The 18,458-nt window shown below is 56.9% G+C and carries 11 protein-coding genes and 5 pseudogenes; 11 read left to right on the forward strand and 5 right to left on the reverse strand.

Going from position 1 to position 18,458, the window contains the following annotated elements; all coding sequences use genetic code 11:
• Nucleotides 1-192: 192 nt before the first annotated feature.
• Entirely contained in the window at nt 193-3,078 is a 2,886-nt protein-coding gene (locus BJF97_RS29125; protein ID WP_001138082.1) for a Tn3 family transposase, read from the reverse strand.
• 125 nt (nt 3,079-3,203) lie between these two features.
• Between BJF97_RS29125 and BJF97_RS29130 the strand changes: the two genes are divergently transcribed.
• From BJF97_RS29130 to BJF97_RS29150, 5 genes and pseudogenes are all read left to right on the forward strand, one after another.
• Nucleotides 3,204-3,818 carry a recombinase family protein gene (locus tag BJF97_RS29130; RefSeq protein WP_000904906.1) on the forward strand — a complete coding sequence of 205 codons (615 nt, stop codon included), beginning with the start codon at nt 3,204-3,206 and terminating at the stop codon, nt 3,816-3,818.
• Nucleotides 3,819-3,883: 65 nt separating this feature from the next.
• Nucleotides 3,884-4,687, forward strand: a complete 804-nt coding sequence (gene aph(3'')-Ib, locus BJF97_RS29135; protein ID WP_001082319.1) for an aminoglycoside O-phosphotransferase APH(3'')-Ib — start codon at nt 3,884-3,886, stop codon at nt 4,685-4,687.
• A complete protein-coding gene (locus tag BJF97_RS29140) occupies nt 4,687-5,523 on the forward strand; it encodes an aminoglycoside O-phosphotransferase APH(6)-Id (protein ID WP_000480968.1) in 837 nt (278 codons plus the stop codon). The genes aph(3'')-Ib and BJF97_RS29140 overlap by 1 nt, the downstream gene beginning before the upstream one ends.
• Before the next feature lie 132 nt (nt 5,524-5,655).
• Nucleotides 5,656-6,657: pseudogene (locus BJF97_RS29145) on the forward strand (integrase core domain-containing protein).
• A 157-nt stretch (nt 6,658-6,814) separates the two neighbouring features.
• Nucleotides 6,815-7,511, forward strand: a pseudogene (locus BJF97_RS29150) (IS1 family transposase).
• A gap of 222 nt (nt 7,512-7,733) precedes the next feature.
• On the opposite strand, the gene BJF97_RS29155 reads toward BJF97_RS29150, so the two are convergent.
• On the reverse strand, nt 7,734-9,101 hold the full coding sequence (locus BJF97_RS29155) for a formimidoylglutamate deiminase (RefSeq protein WP_048293680.1): 1,368 nt from the start codon (nt 9,099-9,101) through the stop codon (nt 7,734-7,736).
• A 98-nt stretch (nt 9,102-9,199) separates the two neighbouring features.
• Here BJF97_RS29155 and hutC point away from each other — a divergent pair, with 98 nt between their 5' ends.
• The gene (hutC, locus tag BJF97_RS29160) at nt 9,200-9,961 is read left to right on the forward strand and encodes a histidine utilization repressor (RefSeq protein ID WP_032413289.1); all 762 of its coding nucleotides are present in this window, start codon (nt 9,200-9,202) and stop codon (nt 9,959-9,961) included.
• A complete protein-coding gene (locus BJF97_RS29165) occupies nt 9,958-10,515 on the forward strand; it encodes a HutD/Ves family protein (protein ID WP_004118884.1) in 558 nt (185 codons plus the stop codon). The genes hutC and BJF97_RS29165 overlap by 4 nt, the downstream gene beginning before the upstream one ends.
• Before the next feature lie 33 nt (nt 10,516-10,548).
• On the opposite strand, the pseudogene BJF97_RS35745 reads toward BJF97_RS29165, so the two are convergent.
• The 3 genes and pseudogenes from BJF97_RS35745 to BJF97_RS35455 form a co-directional block, all read right to left on the reverse strand.
• Nucleotides 10,549-11,058, reverse strand: a pseudogene (locus tag BJF97_RS35745) (aromatic amino acid lyase); the annotation flags it as partial.
• 59 nt (nt 11,059-11,117) lie between these two features.
• Nucleotides 11,118-11,727, reverse strand: a pseudogene (locus BJF97_RS29170) (ABC transporter permease).
• A gap of 32 nt (nt 11,728-11,759) precedes the next feature.
• A complete protein-coding gene (locus BJF97_RS35455; protein ID WP_269466369.1) occupies nt 11,760-12,389 on the reverse strand; it encodes a hypothetical protein in 630 nt (209 codons plus the stop codon).
• An 802-nt stretch (nt 12,390-13,191) separates the two neighbouring features.
• Here BJF97_RS35455 and hutU point away from each other — a divergent pair.
• The 4 genes and pseudogenes from hutU (at nt 13,192) to hutG (ending at nt 18,332) form a co-directional block, all read left to right on the forward strand.
• Nucleotides 13,192-14,866 (forward strand): annotated as a pseudogene (gene hutU / locus BJF97_RS29180) (urocanate hydratase).
• A gap of 52 nt (nt 14,867-14,918) precedes the next feature.
• Nucleotides 14,919-16,310 (forward strand): purine-cytosine permease family protein, encoded by a 1,392-nt coding sequence (locus tag BJF97_RS29185; RefSeq protein ID WP_004118873.1) that lies wholly within the window; start codon nt 14,919-14,921, stop codon nt 16,308-16,310.
• A gap of 11 nt (nt 16,311-16,321) precedes the next feature.
• Nucleotides 16,322-17,530 carry an imidazolonepropionase gene (gene hutI / locus BJF97_RS29190; RefSeq protein WP_004118868.1) on the forward strand — a complete coding sequence of 403 codons (1,209 nt, stop codon included), beginning with the start codon at nt 16,322-16,324 and terminating at the stop codon, nt 17,528-17,530.
• Complete coding sequence (gene hutG / locus BJF97_RS29195) at nt 17,523-18,332, forward strand: N-formylglutamate deformylase (RefSeq protein WP_004118865.1); 810 nt, start codon at nt 17,523-17,525, stop codon at nt 18,330-18,332. Before hutI ends, hutG begins: the two co-directional genes overlap by 8 nt.
• Nucleotides 18,333-18,458 lie beyond the last annotated feature (126 nt).

An 18,458-nucleotide genomic window follows, 5' to 3' on the forward strand; every position in this document is an offset into this window, starting at 1 on the left:
GTTTTATAAAAAATATCACTCCATCTTTGCAACCGTTAAACTGGTCATGTATATACAACTAAGCTAACCCTGACTCGAACTCCTGCACCATTCAGAAACAAAATGCCGGCATGTTCTACACTCCCTGAACGGAGGTGGTGAGTTCGTGCCGATGAAAAAGGGGTCGTTTGCGGGAGGGGGCGGAATCCTACGCTAAGGCTTTGGCCAGCGATATTCTCCGGTGAGATTGATGTGTTCCCATCCGAGCGGCGAAACATGGGCCAAGAGATCGGGCGATAGCAGCTTTCCATCGCGTTTCTGGTTTGCAACGACCTCGCCGAGCTTCATGGTGTTCCAGAAGATGATGATGGCGGCGAGCAGATTCATGCCGGCGATGCGGTAATGCTGGCCTTCGGCGGAACGGTCGCGGATTTCACCGCGGCGGTGGAAGCTGATTGCCCGCTTCAGCGCATGATGAGCTTCGCCTTTGTTGAGCCCGATCTGGGCACGCCGTTGGAGTTCGGCATCCAGAATCCAGTCGATCATGAACAGGGTGCGCTCGACGCGACCGACTTCCCGCAGGGCTGTCGCGAGCTCGTTCTGCCGCGGATAGGAGGCGAGTTTCCGCAGAATCTGGCTTGGCGCGACGGTCCCGGCAGCAATGGTGGCGGCGATGCGCAGGATGTCGGGCCAATTGCGCTCGATCATGGCTTGGTTGACCTTTCCGCCGATCAACGCTCGCAGGTGCGCCGGGGCGGCCGACGGATTGAACGCGTAGAGCCGTTTGGATGGCAGGTCGCGGATGCGCGGAGCGAACCGGTAGCCGAGAATGGCACATGCGGCAAAGACGTGATCGGTGAAGCCGCCCGTGTCGGTGAACTGCTCGCGGATATGGCGTCCAGCATCGTTCATCAGCAGGCCATCGAGGATGTAAGGCGCTTCGCTTGCCGTTGCAGGAATCACCTGGGTTGCGAACGGCGCATATTGGTCGGAGACGTGGCTATAGGCTTTCAGGCCCGGGGTATTGCCATATTTCGCGTTGACCAGGTTCATGGCCTCACCTTGCTCTGTAGCGACGAAGAACTGTCCGTCGCTCGAAGCCGACGTGCCCATGCCCCAGAACCGGGCCATGGGTAACGCTGCCTGTGCCTCGACCACCATGGCCAGCGCCCGGTCATAGGCTTCGCCCTCGACATGCCACCGTCCAATGCGGATCAATTCCCAGAAGGTGTGGGTGTTTGTCGCATCCGCCATTTTGCGCAAGCCGAGGTTGATCCCTTCCGCCAAGATAACGTTCATTAGCCCGATCCGGTCAGCGCAGGGTGCTCCTGTGCGCAGATGGGTGAACGCTTCGGTGAAGCCGGTCGCCGCATCCACCTCCAGCAGGAGATCGGTGATGCGCGTGGGCGGGATCTGCTTGTAGAGATCGAGCACCAGATCTTCGGCGCCTGTCGGCGCGGCGGCTTCGAGTTTCTCGATATGCAGAACGCCGTTTTCAATCGACCCGCCCGGGATCGTGCCTGCGCGAGCGGCACGGCCAAGCTCGCGCAACCGCATGTCGAGGCGAGCTTGCCGGTCTGCCAGCCATTCCTCCGGCCGCAATGGCACAGCGAGACGACCGCCTTCCGCGATGGATTGTGCCGGAACGAGTGCGTGTTTCAGATCGCCATAGCGCCGGGACCTAGTAAGCCAGACATCTCCGGAGCGGAACGCATCGCGCAGATGGAACAGCACCGCGATCTCCCATAGGCGAGCGTCGCCAGCCCTCTGGGCCCGAAGGTGGCGATGCCATTTCGAGCTGGGCCGCAAGAAGCTGGTCATCGCGGCATCGTTCAAACCGGTACGAAGGGCCGTCACCGCTTCCAGAAGCGGCAGTGCAACGGGCGCAGCTCGCAGATCGAGCAGGCGCAACATGCGTGGAGCGTATCGGCGGAAGCGGTGATAACCGTCGAGCACATGATTGAGCGGATCGTCGGCCATGGTGGCGGTCAGCCTGGTTGCCATTGCAACAAGGGTTTTTAAGCCGTCCCACCCTGACCCACTCGCGATGACATCGCCCAGCGGCTGGCCATCATCCTGTGCATCGACCAGGGCGCCCCCGATCTCGGCGAAGGATTTCAGGGTGTCACGCACCACCCCCGCTTCGTCTGCGACCTTTGCATGGCAAATACGCTCCGAAGCACGGTAGAGACGGCCGACGATCCGGTCGTGGGTTTCGACCACTGCGTCGGCCAACATCGCCTGCCATTCCGAGACGCAAACAGCCAAGATCGCAAGCCGCCTGTCCTCCGGGAGATCGCGCATGCCGTCGGCATAATACCGTTCACCCTGCCTGCGCAGACGAGTCACCCGATGGGCAGGAACGCCGGCAAGCAGATCCTCGGGGAGATCGATGCGTTGCAGATATTCGAGCCGGTCGAGCAGCCGGTTGGCCGACGAAGAGTTCGAGCCAGGCTCGAACTGGCGCAGCCACACAAAACGGGTCACCCGATCATCAGCCGTCTCCTCGAGCAATGCCAGCAACTGTTCTCGGATCGACATAGGCAGCCGACTGGCGATCCTCGTCTCGATGCGTCGCTCGGCATCGACGAGAGCCGCGGCACAAAGCCGCTCGATCGTGGATGTCGCGGGAAGGACAGTGCGGGTGCGTCGGCACTCGGCTACGAAGCGACGGGCGATATCCTCGTTCGACACCGCCATCTCGGCTTCTCGGAACAACCATTCCTTCAGCTCGCTCGCACCACGTCCGGAGAAGGTGCGGAAGCCGTAGAGCCCCCGTAACTCGGCAAGATGCTCGTGCCGTGTTTCCTCGCGGGCAGCATAGTCTACGAGATCGTCGGCACCCAGGCCAAGCTGCGCTCCGATAAATTCGATGACCTCTGCAGGGATCAGTTCGCCTGGAGCCAGCACCCGGCCGGGATAGCGCAGGACACACAATTGCAGGGCGAAGCCGAACCTGTTGTGAGCGCGCCGACGCAGCCTGATATGCCCAAGGTCTTCATCACTCAGCGTATAGTGCTTGAGCAAATCCGTCTGTGAAGTCGGCAAGCGCAACAGCGCGTCTTTCTGCCGATCGGTTAGAGTGACGCGACGCGGCATACATGTTCCTTTTTCAAAATCTGATAGCGTTCAAGACGCTTTGTTTATGAAGCTGGTTGAGATACATTTCCAGAGGTCAATGCAATCGTGGCCGAAGCGCCGCCTCAAACCAACGTTTGTGATACATGCTGATCGGATATGCCCGCGTCTCCAAAGCCGATGGCTCGCAGTCTCTCGACCTGCAGCACGACGCCTTGCGCGCCGCAGGTGTCGAACGGGACAATATCTATGATGATCTTGCTTCCGGCGGTCGTGATGATCGCCCTGGCTTGACTGCCTGCCTCAAGTCATTGCGTGACGGCGATGTGCTGGTGGTCTGGAAGCTCGATCGCCTCGGACGATCGCTTGCCCATCTGGTCAACACGGTGAAGGAGCTGTCAGACCGCAAGATCGGCCTGCGGGTTCTGACTGGAAAGGGCGCTCAGATCGACACCACGACTGCGTCCGGTCGCATGGTGTTCGGAATCTTCGCCACCTTGGCCGAGTTCGAGCGGGATCTGATCCGAGAGCGCACCATGGCGGGTCTCGCCTCCGCGAGAGCGCGCGGTCGCAAGGGCGGACGAAAATTCGCGCTCACCAAAGCTCAGGTGCGTCTCGCGCAAGCCGCCATGGCCCAGCGCGATACTTCAGTTTCCGATCTCTGCAAGGAACTCGGCATCGAGCGCGTCACTCTCTACCGATATGTCGGTCCCAAAGGCGAGCTCAGAGACCATGGAAAGCATGTTCTCGGACTTACGTAGCAACTCGTTTCTTTTCGCAGGTTGAGCCACCTCCGCGCTTCATCAGAAAACTGAAGGAACCTCCATTGAATCGAACTAATATTTTTTTTGGTGAATCGCATTCTGACTGGTTGCCTGTCAGAGGCGGAGAATCTGGTGATTTTGTTTTTCGACGTGGTGACGGGCATGCCTTCGCGAAAATCGCACCTGCTTCCCGCCGCGGTGAGCTCGCTGGAGAGCGTGACCGCCTCATTTGGCTCAAAGGTCGAGGTGTGGCTTGCCCCGAGGTGATCAACTGGCAGGAGGAACAGGAGGGTGCATGCTTGGTGATAACGGCAATTCCGGGAGTACCGGCGGCTGATCTGTCTGGAGCGGATTTGCTCAAAGCGTGGCCGTCAATGGGGCAGCAACTTGGCGCTGTTCACAGCCTATCGGTTGATCAATGTCCGTTTGAGCGCAGGCTGTCGCGAATGTTCGGACGCGCCGTTGATGTGGTGTCCCGCAATGCCGTCAATCCCGACTTCTTACCGGACGAGGACAAGAGTACGCCGCAGCTCGATCTTTTGGCTCGTGTCGAACGAGAGCTACCGGTGCGGCTCGACCAAGAGCGCACCGATATGGTTGTTTGCCATGGTGATCCCTGCATGCCGAACTTCATGGTGGACCCTAAAACTCTTCAATGCACGGGTCTGATCGACCTTGGGCGGCTCGGAACAGCAGATCGCTATGCCGATTTGGCACTCATGATTGCTAACGCCGAAGAGAACTGGGCAGCGCCAGATGAAGCAGAGCGCGCCTTCGCTGTCCTATTCAATGTATTGGGGATCGAAGCCCCCGACCGCGAACGCCTTGCCTTCTATCTGCGATTGGACCCTCTGACTTGGGGTTGATGTTCATGCCGCCTGTTTTTCCTGCTCATTGGCACGTTTCGCAACCTGTTCTCATTGCGGACACCTTTTCCAGCCTCGTTTGGAAAGTTTCATTGCCAGACGGGACTCCTGCAATCGTCAAGGGATTGAAACCTATAGAAGACATTGCTGATGAACTGCGCGGGGCCGACTATCTGGTATGGCGCAATGGGAGGGGAGCAGTCCGGTTGCTCGGTCGTGAGAACAATCTGATGTTGCTCGAATATGCCGGGGAGCGAATGCTCTCTCACATCGTTGCCGAGCACGGCGACTACCAGGCGACCGAAATTGCAGCGGAACTAATGGCGAAGCTGTATGCCGCATCTGAGGAACCCCTGCCTTCTGCCCTTCTCCCGATCCGGGATCGCTTTGCAGCTTTGTTTCAGCGGGCGCGCGATGATCAAAACGCAGGTTGTCAAACTGACTACGTCCACGCGGCGATTATAGCCGATCAAATGATGAGCAATGCCTCGGAACTGCGTGGGCTACATGGCGATCTGCATCATGAAAACATCATGTTCTCCAGTCGCGGCTGGCTGGTGATAGATCCCGTCGGTCTGGTCGGTGAAGTGGGCTTTGGCGCCGCCAATATGTTCTACGATCCGGCTGACAGAGACGACCTTTGTCTCGATCCTAGACGCATTGCACAGATGGCGGACGCATTCTCTCGTGCGCTGGACGTCGATCCGCGTCGCCTGCTCGACCAGGCGTACGCTTATGGGTGCCTTTCCGCAGCTTGGAACGCGGATGGAGAAGAGGAGCAACGCGATCTAGCTATCGCGGCCGCGATCAAGCAGGTGCGACAGACGTCATACTAGATATCAAGCGACTTCTCCTATCCCCTGGGAACACATCAATCTTACCGGAGAATATCGTTGGCCAAAGCCTTAGCGTAGGATTTCGCCCTCTCCCGCAAACGACCCCAAAAATCACGATTCACCGAAGAGCAGATTGTTTTTGCCCTGAAGCAGGCTGATCCGGTGACGTCCGTGCCGGAGGCCTGCCGTAAGCAGGGTATTTATGATCCCACGTGTTATACGTGACGAAAAAAATGGAGCAACATCTCCTACCGAACTGAAGCACATGCGGTAGCTTGTGGATGAGAATCTCAGGCTGAAGATGCTGGTTGCCGTTCTGAGCCTCGACAAGGCCATGCTGAAGACGTGCTGGCAAAAAAGAACTGACGCTGGCGCGTCTGCGCGAATGGGGCCGTAACCTGCAGGTACGCTATAGAGCCAGTGAGAGGCGGTGTTGTTTTGCGCTACGGGTCAGCCGCAGCTCTCTACGCTACCGTTCTGTGTCGACAGACGACAGCGCATTGCGCTCGCGTATCAGTGGGATCACCGAGACACGGGTTCACTATTGCTACCGGAGGGTTCACGTTATGCTAAGGCGGGAGGGCTGGCGGGATAAACATAAGCGTATTTACCGACTCTACAGCGAGCAGGGGCTGTATCCGAATCATGCCTGGGGCATGGACTTTTTTCTGATGCCATATTTGACGGGCGTCGGTTACGCCAGCTGACAGTCATTGATCTCTACACACGCGAATCTCTTGGGATCTGCGTGGGCCAGAATCAGCGCTCAACGGAGATCGCAGAGATGAACACCATTGCCCTCACACGTCTCTTACCACAGTTGCTGAAAACTCATAACGGCTTTGAATTTGCTGGAAAATGCTGGACAAGTTGGTGTATGAAGGGGAGGGCCATATAGACTTTTCCAGGCCGGGAACACCGAGGGACAATGCCACAGTGGAGTCGTTCAATGGCAGTCTGCGACAGGAATGACTGAACAAGGACTGGTACATGTCTCTGGAGGTTGCACGGTGCAGAATCGAGGCCTGGTGCATACACTATAACCAGAGGCGTCCGTATTATATACCCGGTTGGATGACGCCATTCAAATTCGCAGAGAAGTCTGCCTGTTGGCAGAATATGCAGTCAACATGAAGTCTGTTATTCCTGATTACGAATGGACCATATTCGGGGTCAGGGTCAACCAACCGACATGACAAACTGATGGTTGTATCTGATACTGGGACTGGTCATCACGGTGATGCTGCCAACTTACTGATTAAGCGTATGATGGTGTTTTTGAGGTGCTCCAGTGGCTTCTGTTTTTATCAGCAGTCCCTCCTGTTCAGCTACTGACGGGGTGGTGCGAACGGCAAAAGCACTGGCGGACATCAGCGCTATCTCTGCTCTCACTGCCGTAAAACATGGCAGCTACAGTTCACTTACACCGCCTCTCAACCCGGTACGCACCAGAAAATCATTGATATGGCCATGAATGGCGTTGGATGCCGGGCAACCGCCCGCATTATGGGCGCTGGCCTCAACACGATTTTACGTCACTTAAAAAACTCAGGCCGCAGTCGGTAACCTCGCGCATACAGCCGGGCAGTGACGTCATCGTCTGCGCGGAAATGGACGAACAGTGGGGCTACGTCGGGGCTAAATCGCGGCAGCGCTGGCTGTTTTACGCGTATGACAGGCTCCGGAAGGCGGTTGTTGCGCACGTATTCGGTGAACGCACTATAGCGACGCTGGAGCGTCTTATGAGCCTGCTGTCACCCTTTGACGTGGTGATATGGATGACGGATGGCTGGCCGCTGTATGAATCCCGCCTGAAGGGAAAACTGCACGTTATCAGCAAGCGATATACGCAGCGAAATGAGCGGCATAACCTGAATCTGAGGCAGCATCTGGCAAGGCTGGGACGGAAGTCGCTGTCGTTCTCAAAATCGGTGGAGTTGCATGACAAAGTCATCGGGCATTATCTGAACATAAAACACTATCAATAATTTGGAGTCATTACCCTAAATAGCATATTGATTCATGAGATAACCAGTAACTTATAATTCTGCATTAAAAGGTATTCACCTCCTGAATTGCAAGGAGTGAAGCCAAGCAAGAGGGGCGATGCTTCACGACCGACATGATCCCGTTAGTAAAATCATTTGAATTATTTAAACTTCATTCAGAAACAAAACCGGTTCACCGTCGTTGAACCGGTTTGTTCGATGTCAGACTGCAAGATGTTTCATTACCTGAATAAATGCCTGTGAGACAGATTCTTCTTGATGGTGATGCCCATCCTCAATCACCCAGCGTCCGCCAGTCATCACCGCGGTAATGGGATTAGATGAACAGGCGAAGATCCAACGGTTGAGCAGCATCTGGTCTTCTGCGCTGGCGATAAAGGGATTCTGGCTATCCAATACGACCAGATCGGCCCGATATCCTACGCTTAGCTGGCCAATGTTTTGGCCCAGCGCTCTGGCGCCGCCTCGTAGTGCCCCTTGATACAGCACGTTGCCAACGTGAGGCTCGCCTGGGACGATGAGCCGATTGCGGCGCTGGGCTATCAGGCGCTGCCCGTATTCGAACCAGCGTAAATCCTCGCTGACGCTGACGCTAATGTGGCTGTCGGAACCAATTCCCCAGACGCCGTTATTCTCCAGATATTGTGGGCCGGGGAATATGCCATCGCCGAGATTGGCTTCGGTGGTCAGGCACAGGCCGGCCACCGCACCGGATGTGGCGATCTTCATCGTTTCCTGAGGCGTCAGATGAGTGGCGTGGATCAGGCACCAGCGCGAATCCACGGGGAGATTGTTGTACAGCCACTCCACCGGGCGCTCGCCGGACCAGGCCAGGCAGTCATCCACCTCTTTTTGCTGTTCAGCAATATGAATATGAATCGGCTGCTGGCCAGGATGGCAGGCCAGAATGGCGCCAATCTGCTCCGGCGTAACGGCCCGTAATGAGTGGAAGCACAGACCGGTACGCTGCATTGGCTCGCCGGCCAGCCGCGATGTGAGCGACTCGTACATTGTCAGGTAGCTGTCGCTATCGTTGATAAAGCGGCGCTGTCCAACGGAGGGCGGCTGCGCGCCAAACCCGGCGTAACTGTACAGGACGGGCAGCAGCGTTAGGCCGATGCCGGTATGTTTCGCTGCTCTGGCGATACGCAGCGCTAATTCCGTCCGCTCTTCATAAGGCGCGCCGCTGCTGCTGTGATGCAGATAGTGGAATTCGGCGACCGAGGTGTACCCGGCTTTGAGCATTTCGATGTACAGATAGCTGGCGATGGTTTCCAGCTGTTCTGGCGTTATTTTATCTACCAGCCTGTACATCAGATCCCGCCAGGTCCAGAAGCTATCCGACGGGTTTCCCGCGACCTCCGTTAACCCGGCCATCGCCCGCTGGAAGGCATGGGAGTGCAGGTTTGGCATACCCGGCACGACGACCCCTTTGATGCGCGTCGCATGCGGACTCGGCGCTGCGTTCTTTTCCAGCGCGGTTATGATGCCTTCTTCGGACACGGTTATGCCGACGTTATTTGCCCAGCCATCAGACAAAAGCGCTTTTTCTGCCAACCAGACTGCCATTTTACCACCTTATTATTAGTGCTAATATACTTGTACATATATATACATCTAACAGGTCATAGAGTAAACTGACAACGTCAGCATATGAGGAATGGTTAATGGCGCGTAATGACTTGTCAAATTCGGATTCCGTGGATGAGATACTTGAACATCCCGCCCCCTTTTATGAAAGGGTAAAGGTCATGATCAAAACCAAGATCCACAGCGGGGCATGGCCCGCGAATTACCGTGTTCCCTCTGAAAGCGAACTGGTTACGCTGTTTGGTTATAGCAGGATGACGATTAACCGCGCGTTGCGAGAACTGACCGCGGAGGGCTTGCTGGTGCGAATGCAGGGGGTCGGTACTTTTGTCGCCGAAATTCGCGGTCAGTCGGCGTTGCTGGACATTAACAATATCGCTGACGAAATCGTCAGCCGTGGCCATCGCCACCACGCCAGAGTTTTCAGACTGACGGAAATCGAAGCCGATGCCCAGCAGGCGTTCAGCTTTGGCATGCAGCAGGGTTGCGGTCTGTACCATTCGCTGATTTGCCATTATGAAAATGGCGTACCGGTTATGCTGGAAGACCGACTGGTGAATATGCAGGTTGTGCCTGACTACCTGCAGCAGGATTTTACACGTATCACGCCGAACGCCTATCTCTCCTCAATTGCGCCGATTGTTGAAGGCGAACACGTTATTGAAGCGGTCAACGTCACGCGGGCCGAGTGTGTTTACCTGGAAATTGATGAACATACGCCTTGTCTGCTGGTCAATCGTCGGACGTGGACCGGCCGTCAGGAGAAGAAAATCGTCACCAGCGTGCGCCTGGTCTATCCCGGTCCGCGTTACCGTCTGGAAGGGAGCATGCGCAAATGATCCGTCTGCTCCCTGCCGGGTTGTATACGGAAATGCCCTGGAAAAACGGCCTGGGCGTGACGCGCGAAGTGGCCCGCTATCCGGAATCGGGAGAATATGAATGGCGTATATCCCTGGCGACCATTCGCCAGCCTGGTCCGTTCTCCACATTTCCCGGCTACCTGCGCAATATCAGCGTGCTGGAAGGCGGCGGGATGTACCTGACAATCGATGGGCAGCGCAGCGCATTGATTGCGCCTTTCCAGGCGCTGGGGTTCAACGGCGCGAGCGGCGTATCCTGTGAGATTGTCGGCGGCCCGCTGCTGGATTTTAATGTGATTTACCGGGAAGCCGCTCTGCGGGCGACGGTGAGCTGGTGCGGGGCGGGAACGTGGTCGTATCAGGGCGGACTGCGGATATTGTTTAATGCCGGGCCCGCGTTGCGGGTGAGCGTCGGCGACCAACGCTATTTACTGGAACATTACGACAGCCTGCTGGTGGATGAAGCGGTGGCGCTGGTTATCCAGGACTCTCCGGGCGTGCGTCTGGCCCGCATCACGCTGGTTCCCCTTTAATCACGCCGCAGGCTCCATCTGCGGCGCCTGTTGTCACTCCTCTTCGCACAATGCCTGCAGCATCGCGCTGAGTTCGCCCTGATGAATCAGGGCGCGTAGCGCATGTATATCGGGGTAGAGCAGCGTATCTTTATCCCGAAACGGCACGCCTGACGCACTCTCTCCAGCGTCGCCTCGCTGCCCACGGCGGCACGCAGCGGGCGATGGAACTTCAGCGCCTGACAGGCGCACAGCAGTTCGATGGCGACGATGTCCACGGCGTTTCTACCGCCTGAAGCGCTATGCGTGCGGCGGCAACCTCCACATGCTGACATGATCTTCCTGACCGGCGCAGGTGGACACCGTGTGGATACTGACCGGGCCGGCCAGACTGCGGTTATCGCCCGCCAGCGCAGCGGCGACGTAGGGTGGGATCATCATCCCGGAGTACCCCGAATCCGGCGAGATAAGAAAGGCCGGCAGCCCGCTGAGATGCGTATTGGTTATTTAGTCGCAACGGGGCTGGGAAGCGGTGCTCAACTGGGCAATCGCAACGGCAAGCGCCGTTGGCGCACCGCGGATCTGGGGGATACAGCGTATACTAAGCGAGTTCTGAAGCATAATTATCCTCTCTGAGGTTGCCAGTTGCTGAGTTGACGAGTGGCGTAAACCACCAGCATATCCAGCAGCAGCGCCAGAATGATGCTGTCCGCGATCCCACCGATGATGGGAGTCAGAAATTGCAGCAGGAAGCCCCAGGGTAAACAGCGAGCCGAGCTGTGGTGTGCCAATTAATGCCGCGACGGAAACGATTCTGACCTTAAACACCACGGCAACGCACAGACCGTAACGAATCACCGGCACGGCCAGCGGCGGGTCGTTCTGGAAAAACTGCTGGGCGGGTTTATACCCGAGCGCTGCCGCGGACTGACGGGTATCGGCCGATACGGAGTCCAGCCCGTCGCAGACGGTGCAAACCAGTAGCGCAAAGCTGCCGATGGCAAGTGCGACAACAACATTAATGGGGTCCAGAATCTGCGTGTGGAGCAGCGGGGGCAGCAGCACAAACAGCGCCAGTGACCGAATGGTATACAGTATGCCAAACAGGTTAACGATCGCCGACTCGACCGATGGCAGGTGGTGAATGCCCCAGGCTACAGGGGGCGCCAGAATTACCCCTATTACTACCTGCACAATTGCGAGATAGCTGTGCCAGAGAAACAGGTTGAAGATTTAATCGCTCTGCGCCCATAGCCAATCGAATCTCATGCTCCCTCCTGGCGCGTGGATTTACACATGTCGAGTACTTGATCGAGGTGGATGGTCCCCTGCGGGATTTGCCGTTCATCGACGATCACGGCCCGGTGGTTGGGCGAGCTCAGTGCAGCGTCCAGTAAATGGCGCAACGGGCTCCCCTGCTGGTGGAACGTCGCCCCCAGATTGATGTTGTCGTGGGTAATTGCTGTTGCCGGCTGATGGGTGTCGAACCAGCCAAACGCTTTGCCGTTTTGGGTAACCAGCAGCCAGCGGTCGATGGTCATCTCTTTGGACTGCTCGAAGGAACAGTCCAGCTCGGCATAGGGCTCGTTGCGTAACCCGGTTTCTGTGTCGGCGGCGTGGAAACTCAGTTTGCTATAGCCTCTGTCTTTGCCGATAAAGTCCGACACAAAGGCGTTTTGCGGCGTATTGAGCAGTTCGCCTGGAGAGGCCATCTGCGCCAGCTTGCCGCCAGGTTTAAGTACCGCGACCAGGTCGCCGAGCTTCATGGCTTCATCAATATCGTGAGTGACCATAATGATGGTTTTGCTCACCTCTTTCTGAATACGCAAAAACTCTTCCTGCAGCTGTTCGCGGACCACCGGGTCGACCGCGCTGAACGGTTCGTCCATCAACATAAACTACGGGTCTGCCGCCAGGGCGCGGGCAACGCCCACGCGCTGCTGCTGGCCTCCGGAAAGCTGTCAGCGGAAGGTTTGGCGATTTGCGGATCCAGACCGACGACTTCCAGTAATTCCCCCGGCTCTGGCTTTACTTTTAGTGGCGCAGTTGCACGATATCCATTTGCTCGGTTTTCCACAGCCCGAAGGGCCGACAAATACCCTAATATTGCCACACGGTGCTACCAGGCTAAGGCCATTTACTTCGATCGAACCGTTGTCGTAGTGCTCAGCCACATTCTGGAAGGTAATCTTCTTCACGCGTCTGATTGTTGTGTGTGGTGTTCCCGAGTGCAGGGGAGTCACGCGACAAAATTCTGCTATAGGTAATCTTGTATGTACAACAAAAACGCTTGTGTCAGTACCAGTGAAATACGCAATAAGATGGATATTTAGTTATTTAAAACAATTCATTAGTGTATTTTTCCGTTATAGGGTACTGCCGTTTATGGCGAGATAAGAAGTCATGACGAGATAGAAAATGCACTGGTGTTATCTTTTTGTGATGTTTTGGTGCACAAAAATAAGGCAGAGAGCTGTATTATTGCACCATAATGGCACATCACCACAGTGTGTTCACGATGGTATAGCGCAGGATGCCTCTCTGATTTAATGTTAACTTGCTGTATTTTATATGTTTTATAAATTCATTACTAACCTGGCATTCAATATGCTTATCATGTATACACAACTAAGCCGTAAAAAATAAAATTTACGATTAAGTAGCATATGACAGGTTACAGATAAGAAGGTAAAGCGCATGAGTAAACAAGCAACCCGTTTTCGCGATGTTGAAATCAGAGCCCCGCGAGGCACTAAGCTGAACGCAAAAAGTTGGTTCACAGAGGCGCCGCTGCGCATGCTGATGAACAACCTGGATCCCGATGTCGCCGAAAATCCAAAAGAGCTGGTGGTGTACGGCGGTATTGGCCGGGCGGCCCGCAACTGGGAATGCTACGACAAGATCGTTGAGACCCTGAAGCAGCTCAATGATGATGAAACGCTGTTGATCCAGTCCGGTAAACCGGTGGGGTTTTCAAAACCCACGACAATGCCCCGCGGGTGCTGATCGCCAACTCCAACCTCGTACCGCACTGGGCAAACTGGGAGCACTTCAACGAGCTTGATGCACAAGGTCTGGCGATGTACGGGCAAATGACGGCCGGCTCATGGATCTACATCGGCAGCCAGGGCATTGTTCAGGGCACTTACGAAACGTTTGTGGAAGCCGGACGCCAGCACTATAACGGTAGCCTGCGCGGACGCTGGGTGCTGACTGCGGGTCTGGGGGGCATGGGCGGCGCTCAGCCGCTGGCCGCAACCCTGGCGGGAGCCTGTTCGCTGAATATTGAATGCCAGCAGTCGCGTATCGACTTCCGTCTGCGTACCCGCTATGTCGATGAGCAGGCCAGCGATCTGGATGACGCCCTGGCCCGCATCGCCCGCTATACCGCAAAAGGAGAAGCGGTATCCATCGCGCTGCATGGCAACGCGGCGGAAATTTTACCGGAGCTGGTAAGACGCGGCGTGCGCCCGGACATGGTGACCGACCAGACCAGCGCACACGATCCCTCAACGGTTATCTGCCGCTGGGCATGAGCTGGGAAGACTACCGCGCTCGCGCGCAGTCCCACCCGGTGGAGACGATCCACGCGGCGAAAGCCTCAATGGCCGAACACGTTAAAGCCATGCTCGCCTTCCAGCAGCAGGAGATTCCCACCTTCGATTACGGCAACAACATCCGCCAGATGGCGAAAGAGATGGGGGTGGAAAACGCTTTTGACTTCCCAGGCTTTGTTCCCGCCTATATTCGTCCGCTGTTCTGCCGGGGTATTGGCCCATTCCGCTGGGCGGCGCTTTCCGGCGATCCGCAGGATATCTACCGCACCGACGCGAAAGTTAAAGAGCTGATCCCCGACGACGAACACCTCCACCACTGGCTGGATATGGCCAGAGAGCGCATCAGCTTCCAGGGGCTGCCGGCCCGCATCTGCTGGGTCGGCCTGGGGCAGCGCGCCCGTCTGGGCCTGGCGTTTAACGAAATGGTCCGCAGCGGCGAGCTGTCGGCGCCAGTCGTGATCGGCCGCGATCATCTTGACTCCGGCTCCGTTGCCAGCCCTAACCGCGAAACGGAAGCGATGCAGGACGGCTCCGACGCGGTATCCGACTGGCCATTGCTGAACGCGCTGCTGAATACCGCCAGTGGCGCGACCTGGGTTTCCCTGCACCATGGCGGCGGCGTAGGGATGGGCTTCTCCCAGCACTCCGGCGTCGTCATTGTCTGCGACGGCAGCGATGCAGCGGCGGAACGTATTGCCCGGGTGCTGAGCAACGATCCGGCCACCGGTGTGATGCGCCATGCGGATGCGGGTTATGACATCGCGATTGAATGCGCCAGAGAGCAAGGACTTAACCTGCCAATGATTGCGGATTAATTTCTCCGGCGAAGGGGGCAATGTATCCCCTTCGCCTCACCGGAGTGCAGCCATGAATAATAACAACACAACATACATCGAAACACGTTCTATTGAACCCATCCCTGACGGTGAACGACACGGTAGCATTTTTAGCCAGTTCACCCTGTGGCTGGGGGCTAACCTGCAAATTACCGCCATGGTCACTGGCGCATTAACTATTGTATTCGGCGGGGATGTTTTCTGGTCGCTGGCCGGTCTTATGCTGGGGCAGATTGCCGGCGGGATTGTGATGGCATTGCATGCCGCGCAAGGGCCGCAGCTGGGGATACCACAGATGATCAGCAGCCGGGTACAGTTCGGCGTCTACGGCGCCTGCCTGCCGATTCTGCTGGTCTGCCTGATGTACCTTGGCTTTATCGCCACCGGGGCGGTGCTGTCCGGCCAGGCGATCTCAGCGGTTTTCCATACTACGGAAACGAGCGGCATTCTGCTTTTTGCTGCCGCCACGCTGGTTATCGCCTACGTCGGCTATCGGTTGATCCACCTGTTGGGTAAGCTGGCAAGCCTGGTGGGGATTATCGCGTTTATCTACCTGCTGTGGAAAATCAGTGCCTTTCCGGCTATTGGCGACCTGCTGAGTATCCGACCCTTTAGCTGGAGTACGTTTTTAACCGCCACCGGCCTTGCGGCTTCCTGGCAGATCACCTTTGGCCCCTATGTTGCCGATTATTCCCGCTATCTGCCGCGCAGCACCTCTCCCGGGAAGGTCTTTTTCGCCGTCGGGAGCGGTTCGGTGATTGGCGCGCAAATCGCCATGACCGTCGGGGTGCTGGCTGCCGCTCTCTCTCAGGGAAAACTGGTCGGTCATGAGGTGGACTATATCGTCGGCCTGGGCGGCACCGGCGCGATTGCCACGCTGTTATATCTGAGCATCGCGTTTGGTAAACTGACGATCAATACCCTGAATGCCTACGGCAGCCTGATGTGCCTGGCGACGGTGTACAGCTGCGGGAAGCAGCGAGTGCGCGTAAGCCAGTCGGTACGTCTGCTGGTGCTGGCGATGATTATTACCCTGGCGACCGCTATCGCGATTATCGGGCAACACTCTTTCCTGTCGGCGTTTAAATCCTTCCTGTTGTTCCTGTTGACTTTCTTTACACCGTGGAGCGCGATTAACCTGGTGGATTACTATTTCTTCAACCATCAGGCGATAGACATGGAGGCGCTGAACGATCCGAACGGGAAATATCGGGCGTGGAATGTGACGGGGCTCGGGGTTTATCTCGTTGGAGTGGCGGTACAGACGCCGTTTATTGATAGTGGATTCTATTCCGGCCCATTCGTGAAGATGCTGGGCGGTATCGATATCTCCTGGCTCATTGGGCTGGCGCTTCCGGCGGGGCTCTACTATGTCCTGCGCAAAGCGCCGTCCGCGGCGGCTGTCGCCGCCATCAGTCGTTAAAGGAGAGCGTCATGTATACCCTTTGGCACCACTGCCGGATCGCCACCATGGCCGCAGGGCATTATCAGTTGCTTAACGATGGCGCGATGCTGACCGACGGCGCAGTGCTGTTATGGGTCGGGAACCGGGCAGAAATGCCGGACTTGCCCGTTGCGCAGCAGGTGGATTTGCAGGGCAGGGTGGTCACGCCGGGACTGGTGGATTGTCATAGCCACGCAGTGTTTGGCGGCGACCGGGCCCGGGAATTTGAAATGCGTCTCAACGGGGCGAGCTATGCGGAGATCGCGGCCGGCGGCGGTGGGATCGCCAGTACAGTCAACGCCACTCGACAGGCCAGCGAAAGCCAGTTGCTGGAGAGCGCGCGGCAGCGTATCCGGGAGCTGTGCCGGGACGGCGTAACGGCGCTGGAGATCAAATCCGGTTACGGCCTGGATCTGGCTAACGAACGTAAAATGCTGCGGGTGATCCGCCGTTTAGGCGACATAGTGCCGCTGACCGTGCGCAGTACCTGCCTGGCGGCCCATGCGGTGCCCGTCGAGTATCAGGAGCGGGCGGATGCCTGGATTGACTATATTTGCGAACGACTGCTGCCGGAACTGCATCAGGAAGGGCTGGTGGATGCGGTGGATGCGTTCTGCGAACACCTGGCATTTTCGCCCTCGCAAGTGGAGCGGGTCTTTCAGAAGGCCCGGGAACTGGGGCTGCCAGTGAAGCTCCATGCTGAACAGCTAACGCTACAGCATGGGGCGGCGTTGGCCGCTCGCTACCATGCGCTGTCGGCGGATCATCTGGAATATTTGTGCGAAGAAGATGTCGCCGTAATGGCACGCCATGGGACGGTGGCGGTGCTGCTGCCGGGCGCCTATTACTTCCTGCGTGAGAAACAGCTACCGCCGCTGGATCTGCTGCGTCAGTACCGGGTGCCGATTGCCCTCGCCAGCGATTTAAATCCCGGCACCTCGCCGGTGTTGTCCCTGCGTCTGATGATGAATATGGCCTGTACGCTATTCCGCATGACGCCGGAAGAGGCGTTGGCTGGCGTGACGCTTAACGGCGCGAAGGCGCTGGGGCTGGATACAGTTTGCGGTTCTCTGGAAGCCGGAAAAGAGGCCAGCTTCGTGGCGTGGGATATCGCTCATCCGGCGGAGCTAAGCTACTGGCTGGGAGGCTCCCTTTCGAAACAGGTGATTTATCAAGGTAAGGAGGTTTATTGTGATTAAGGCGTTTGATTTGCGGCAGGGGAACCTGCCCCTGCTGGTCAGTATGCCCCATCCGGGAACGTTATTAACCCCCGAAGTCGACCAGGGACTCACGCCGAGGGCGAAGCGTCTGGAAGATACCGACTGGCATGTTCCCTTGCTCTATAAGACCATCGCGGACATGGGGGCCAGCACGTTATGCGCCCGCTATTCCCGCTATGTGGTGGATATCAATCGCCCGGCGGATGATAAACCGCTTTACAGCACGGCGACAACCGGGCTGTTTACCGATATCTTTTTTGACGGCGAAGCCCTGTTCGTGCCGGGCGGTGCGCCTGACGCGGCGGCGAAGGACGCGATCCTAAAACAGGTCTGGCAGCCTTATCACCAGGCGCTTGCCGCTGAACTGGCACGCCTGCGTGAGAAATTTGGCTATGCGCTGTTGTGGGATGCGCACTCGATCAAATCCGTGGTGCCGCGCTTGTTTGAAGGGCGCCTGCCGGATCTGAACTTTGGTACGGCGGACGGCGCCAGCTGTTCGACGCAGCTCAGCCAGGCGCTGCTGGCAAGCTGCAGTGCGTTCCCGCAGTATAGCCGGATACTCAATGGCCGCTTTAAAGGCGGATATATCACCCGTCACTATGGCGATCCCGTCAACCATATTCATGCAGTTCAGCTAGAAATGGCCCAGTGCTGCTATATGGATGAGGAGAGCTTTGCTTATCTTCCGGAGAAAGGGCTGCAGGCGCAACAACTGCTGGAGAGGTTGATTAATACTGCGTTGCAGTGGGGACGAGAGGAGTACGGCAAGCCCGGAATGTGAACACGTATATTGAAAAGCCGAAGACACAATCACACGAAAACACCAAAATAGACGAAAGCGATAAGGAAGGGAAGTGCTGACACAACGATCGCTTAGCCTTAATGCTGAAGCAGGATTCTCCCATGA

The organism is Klebsiella sp. LTGPAF-6F, from assembly GCF_001753185.1.
GTDB classification, from domain to species: domain Bacteria; phylum Pseudomonadota; class Gammaproteobacteria; order Enterobacterales; family Enterobacteriaceae; genus Klebsiella; species Klebsiella michiganensis.

Coding starts and splice junctions, on each gene's coding strand:
- BJF97_RS29185 (WP_004118873.1), top strand. CDS start 14,919: ATGAATAATAACAACACAACATACATCGAAACACGTTCTATTGAACCC.
- BJF97_RS29130 (WP_000904906.1), top strand. CDS start 3,204: ATGCTGATCGGATATGCCCGCGTCTCCAAAGCCGATGGCTCGCAGTCT.
- BJF97_RS29125 (WP_001138082.1), bottom strand. CDS start 3,078: ATGCCGCGTCGCGTCACTCTAACCGATCGGCAGAAAGACGCGCTGTTG.
- BJF97_RS29165 (WP_004118884.1), top strand. CDS start 9,958: ATGATCCGTCTGCTCCCTGCCGGGTTGTATACGGAAATGCCCTGGAAA.
- hutI (WP_004118868.1), top strand. CDS start 16,322: ATGTATACCCTTTGGCACCACTGCCGGATCGCCACCATGGCCGCAGGG.
- BJF97_RS29140 (WP_000480968.1), top strand. CDS start 4,687: ATGTTCATGCCGCCTGTTTTTCCTGCTCATTGGCACGTTTCGCAACCT.
- hutC (WP_032413289.1), top strand. CDS start 9,200: ATGGCGCGTAATGACTTGTCAAATTCGGATTCCGTGGATGAGATACTT.
- BJF97_RS29155 (WP_048293680.1), bottom strand. CDS start 9,101: ATGGCAGTCTGGTTGGCAGAAAAAGCGCTTTTGTCTGATGGCTGGGCA.
- BJF97_RS35455 (WP_269466369.1), bottom strand. CDS start 12,389: ATGTTGATGGACGAACCGTTCAGCGCGGTCGACCCGGTGGTCCGCGAA.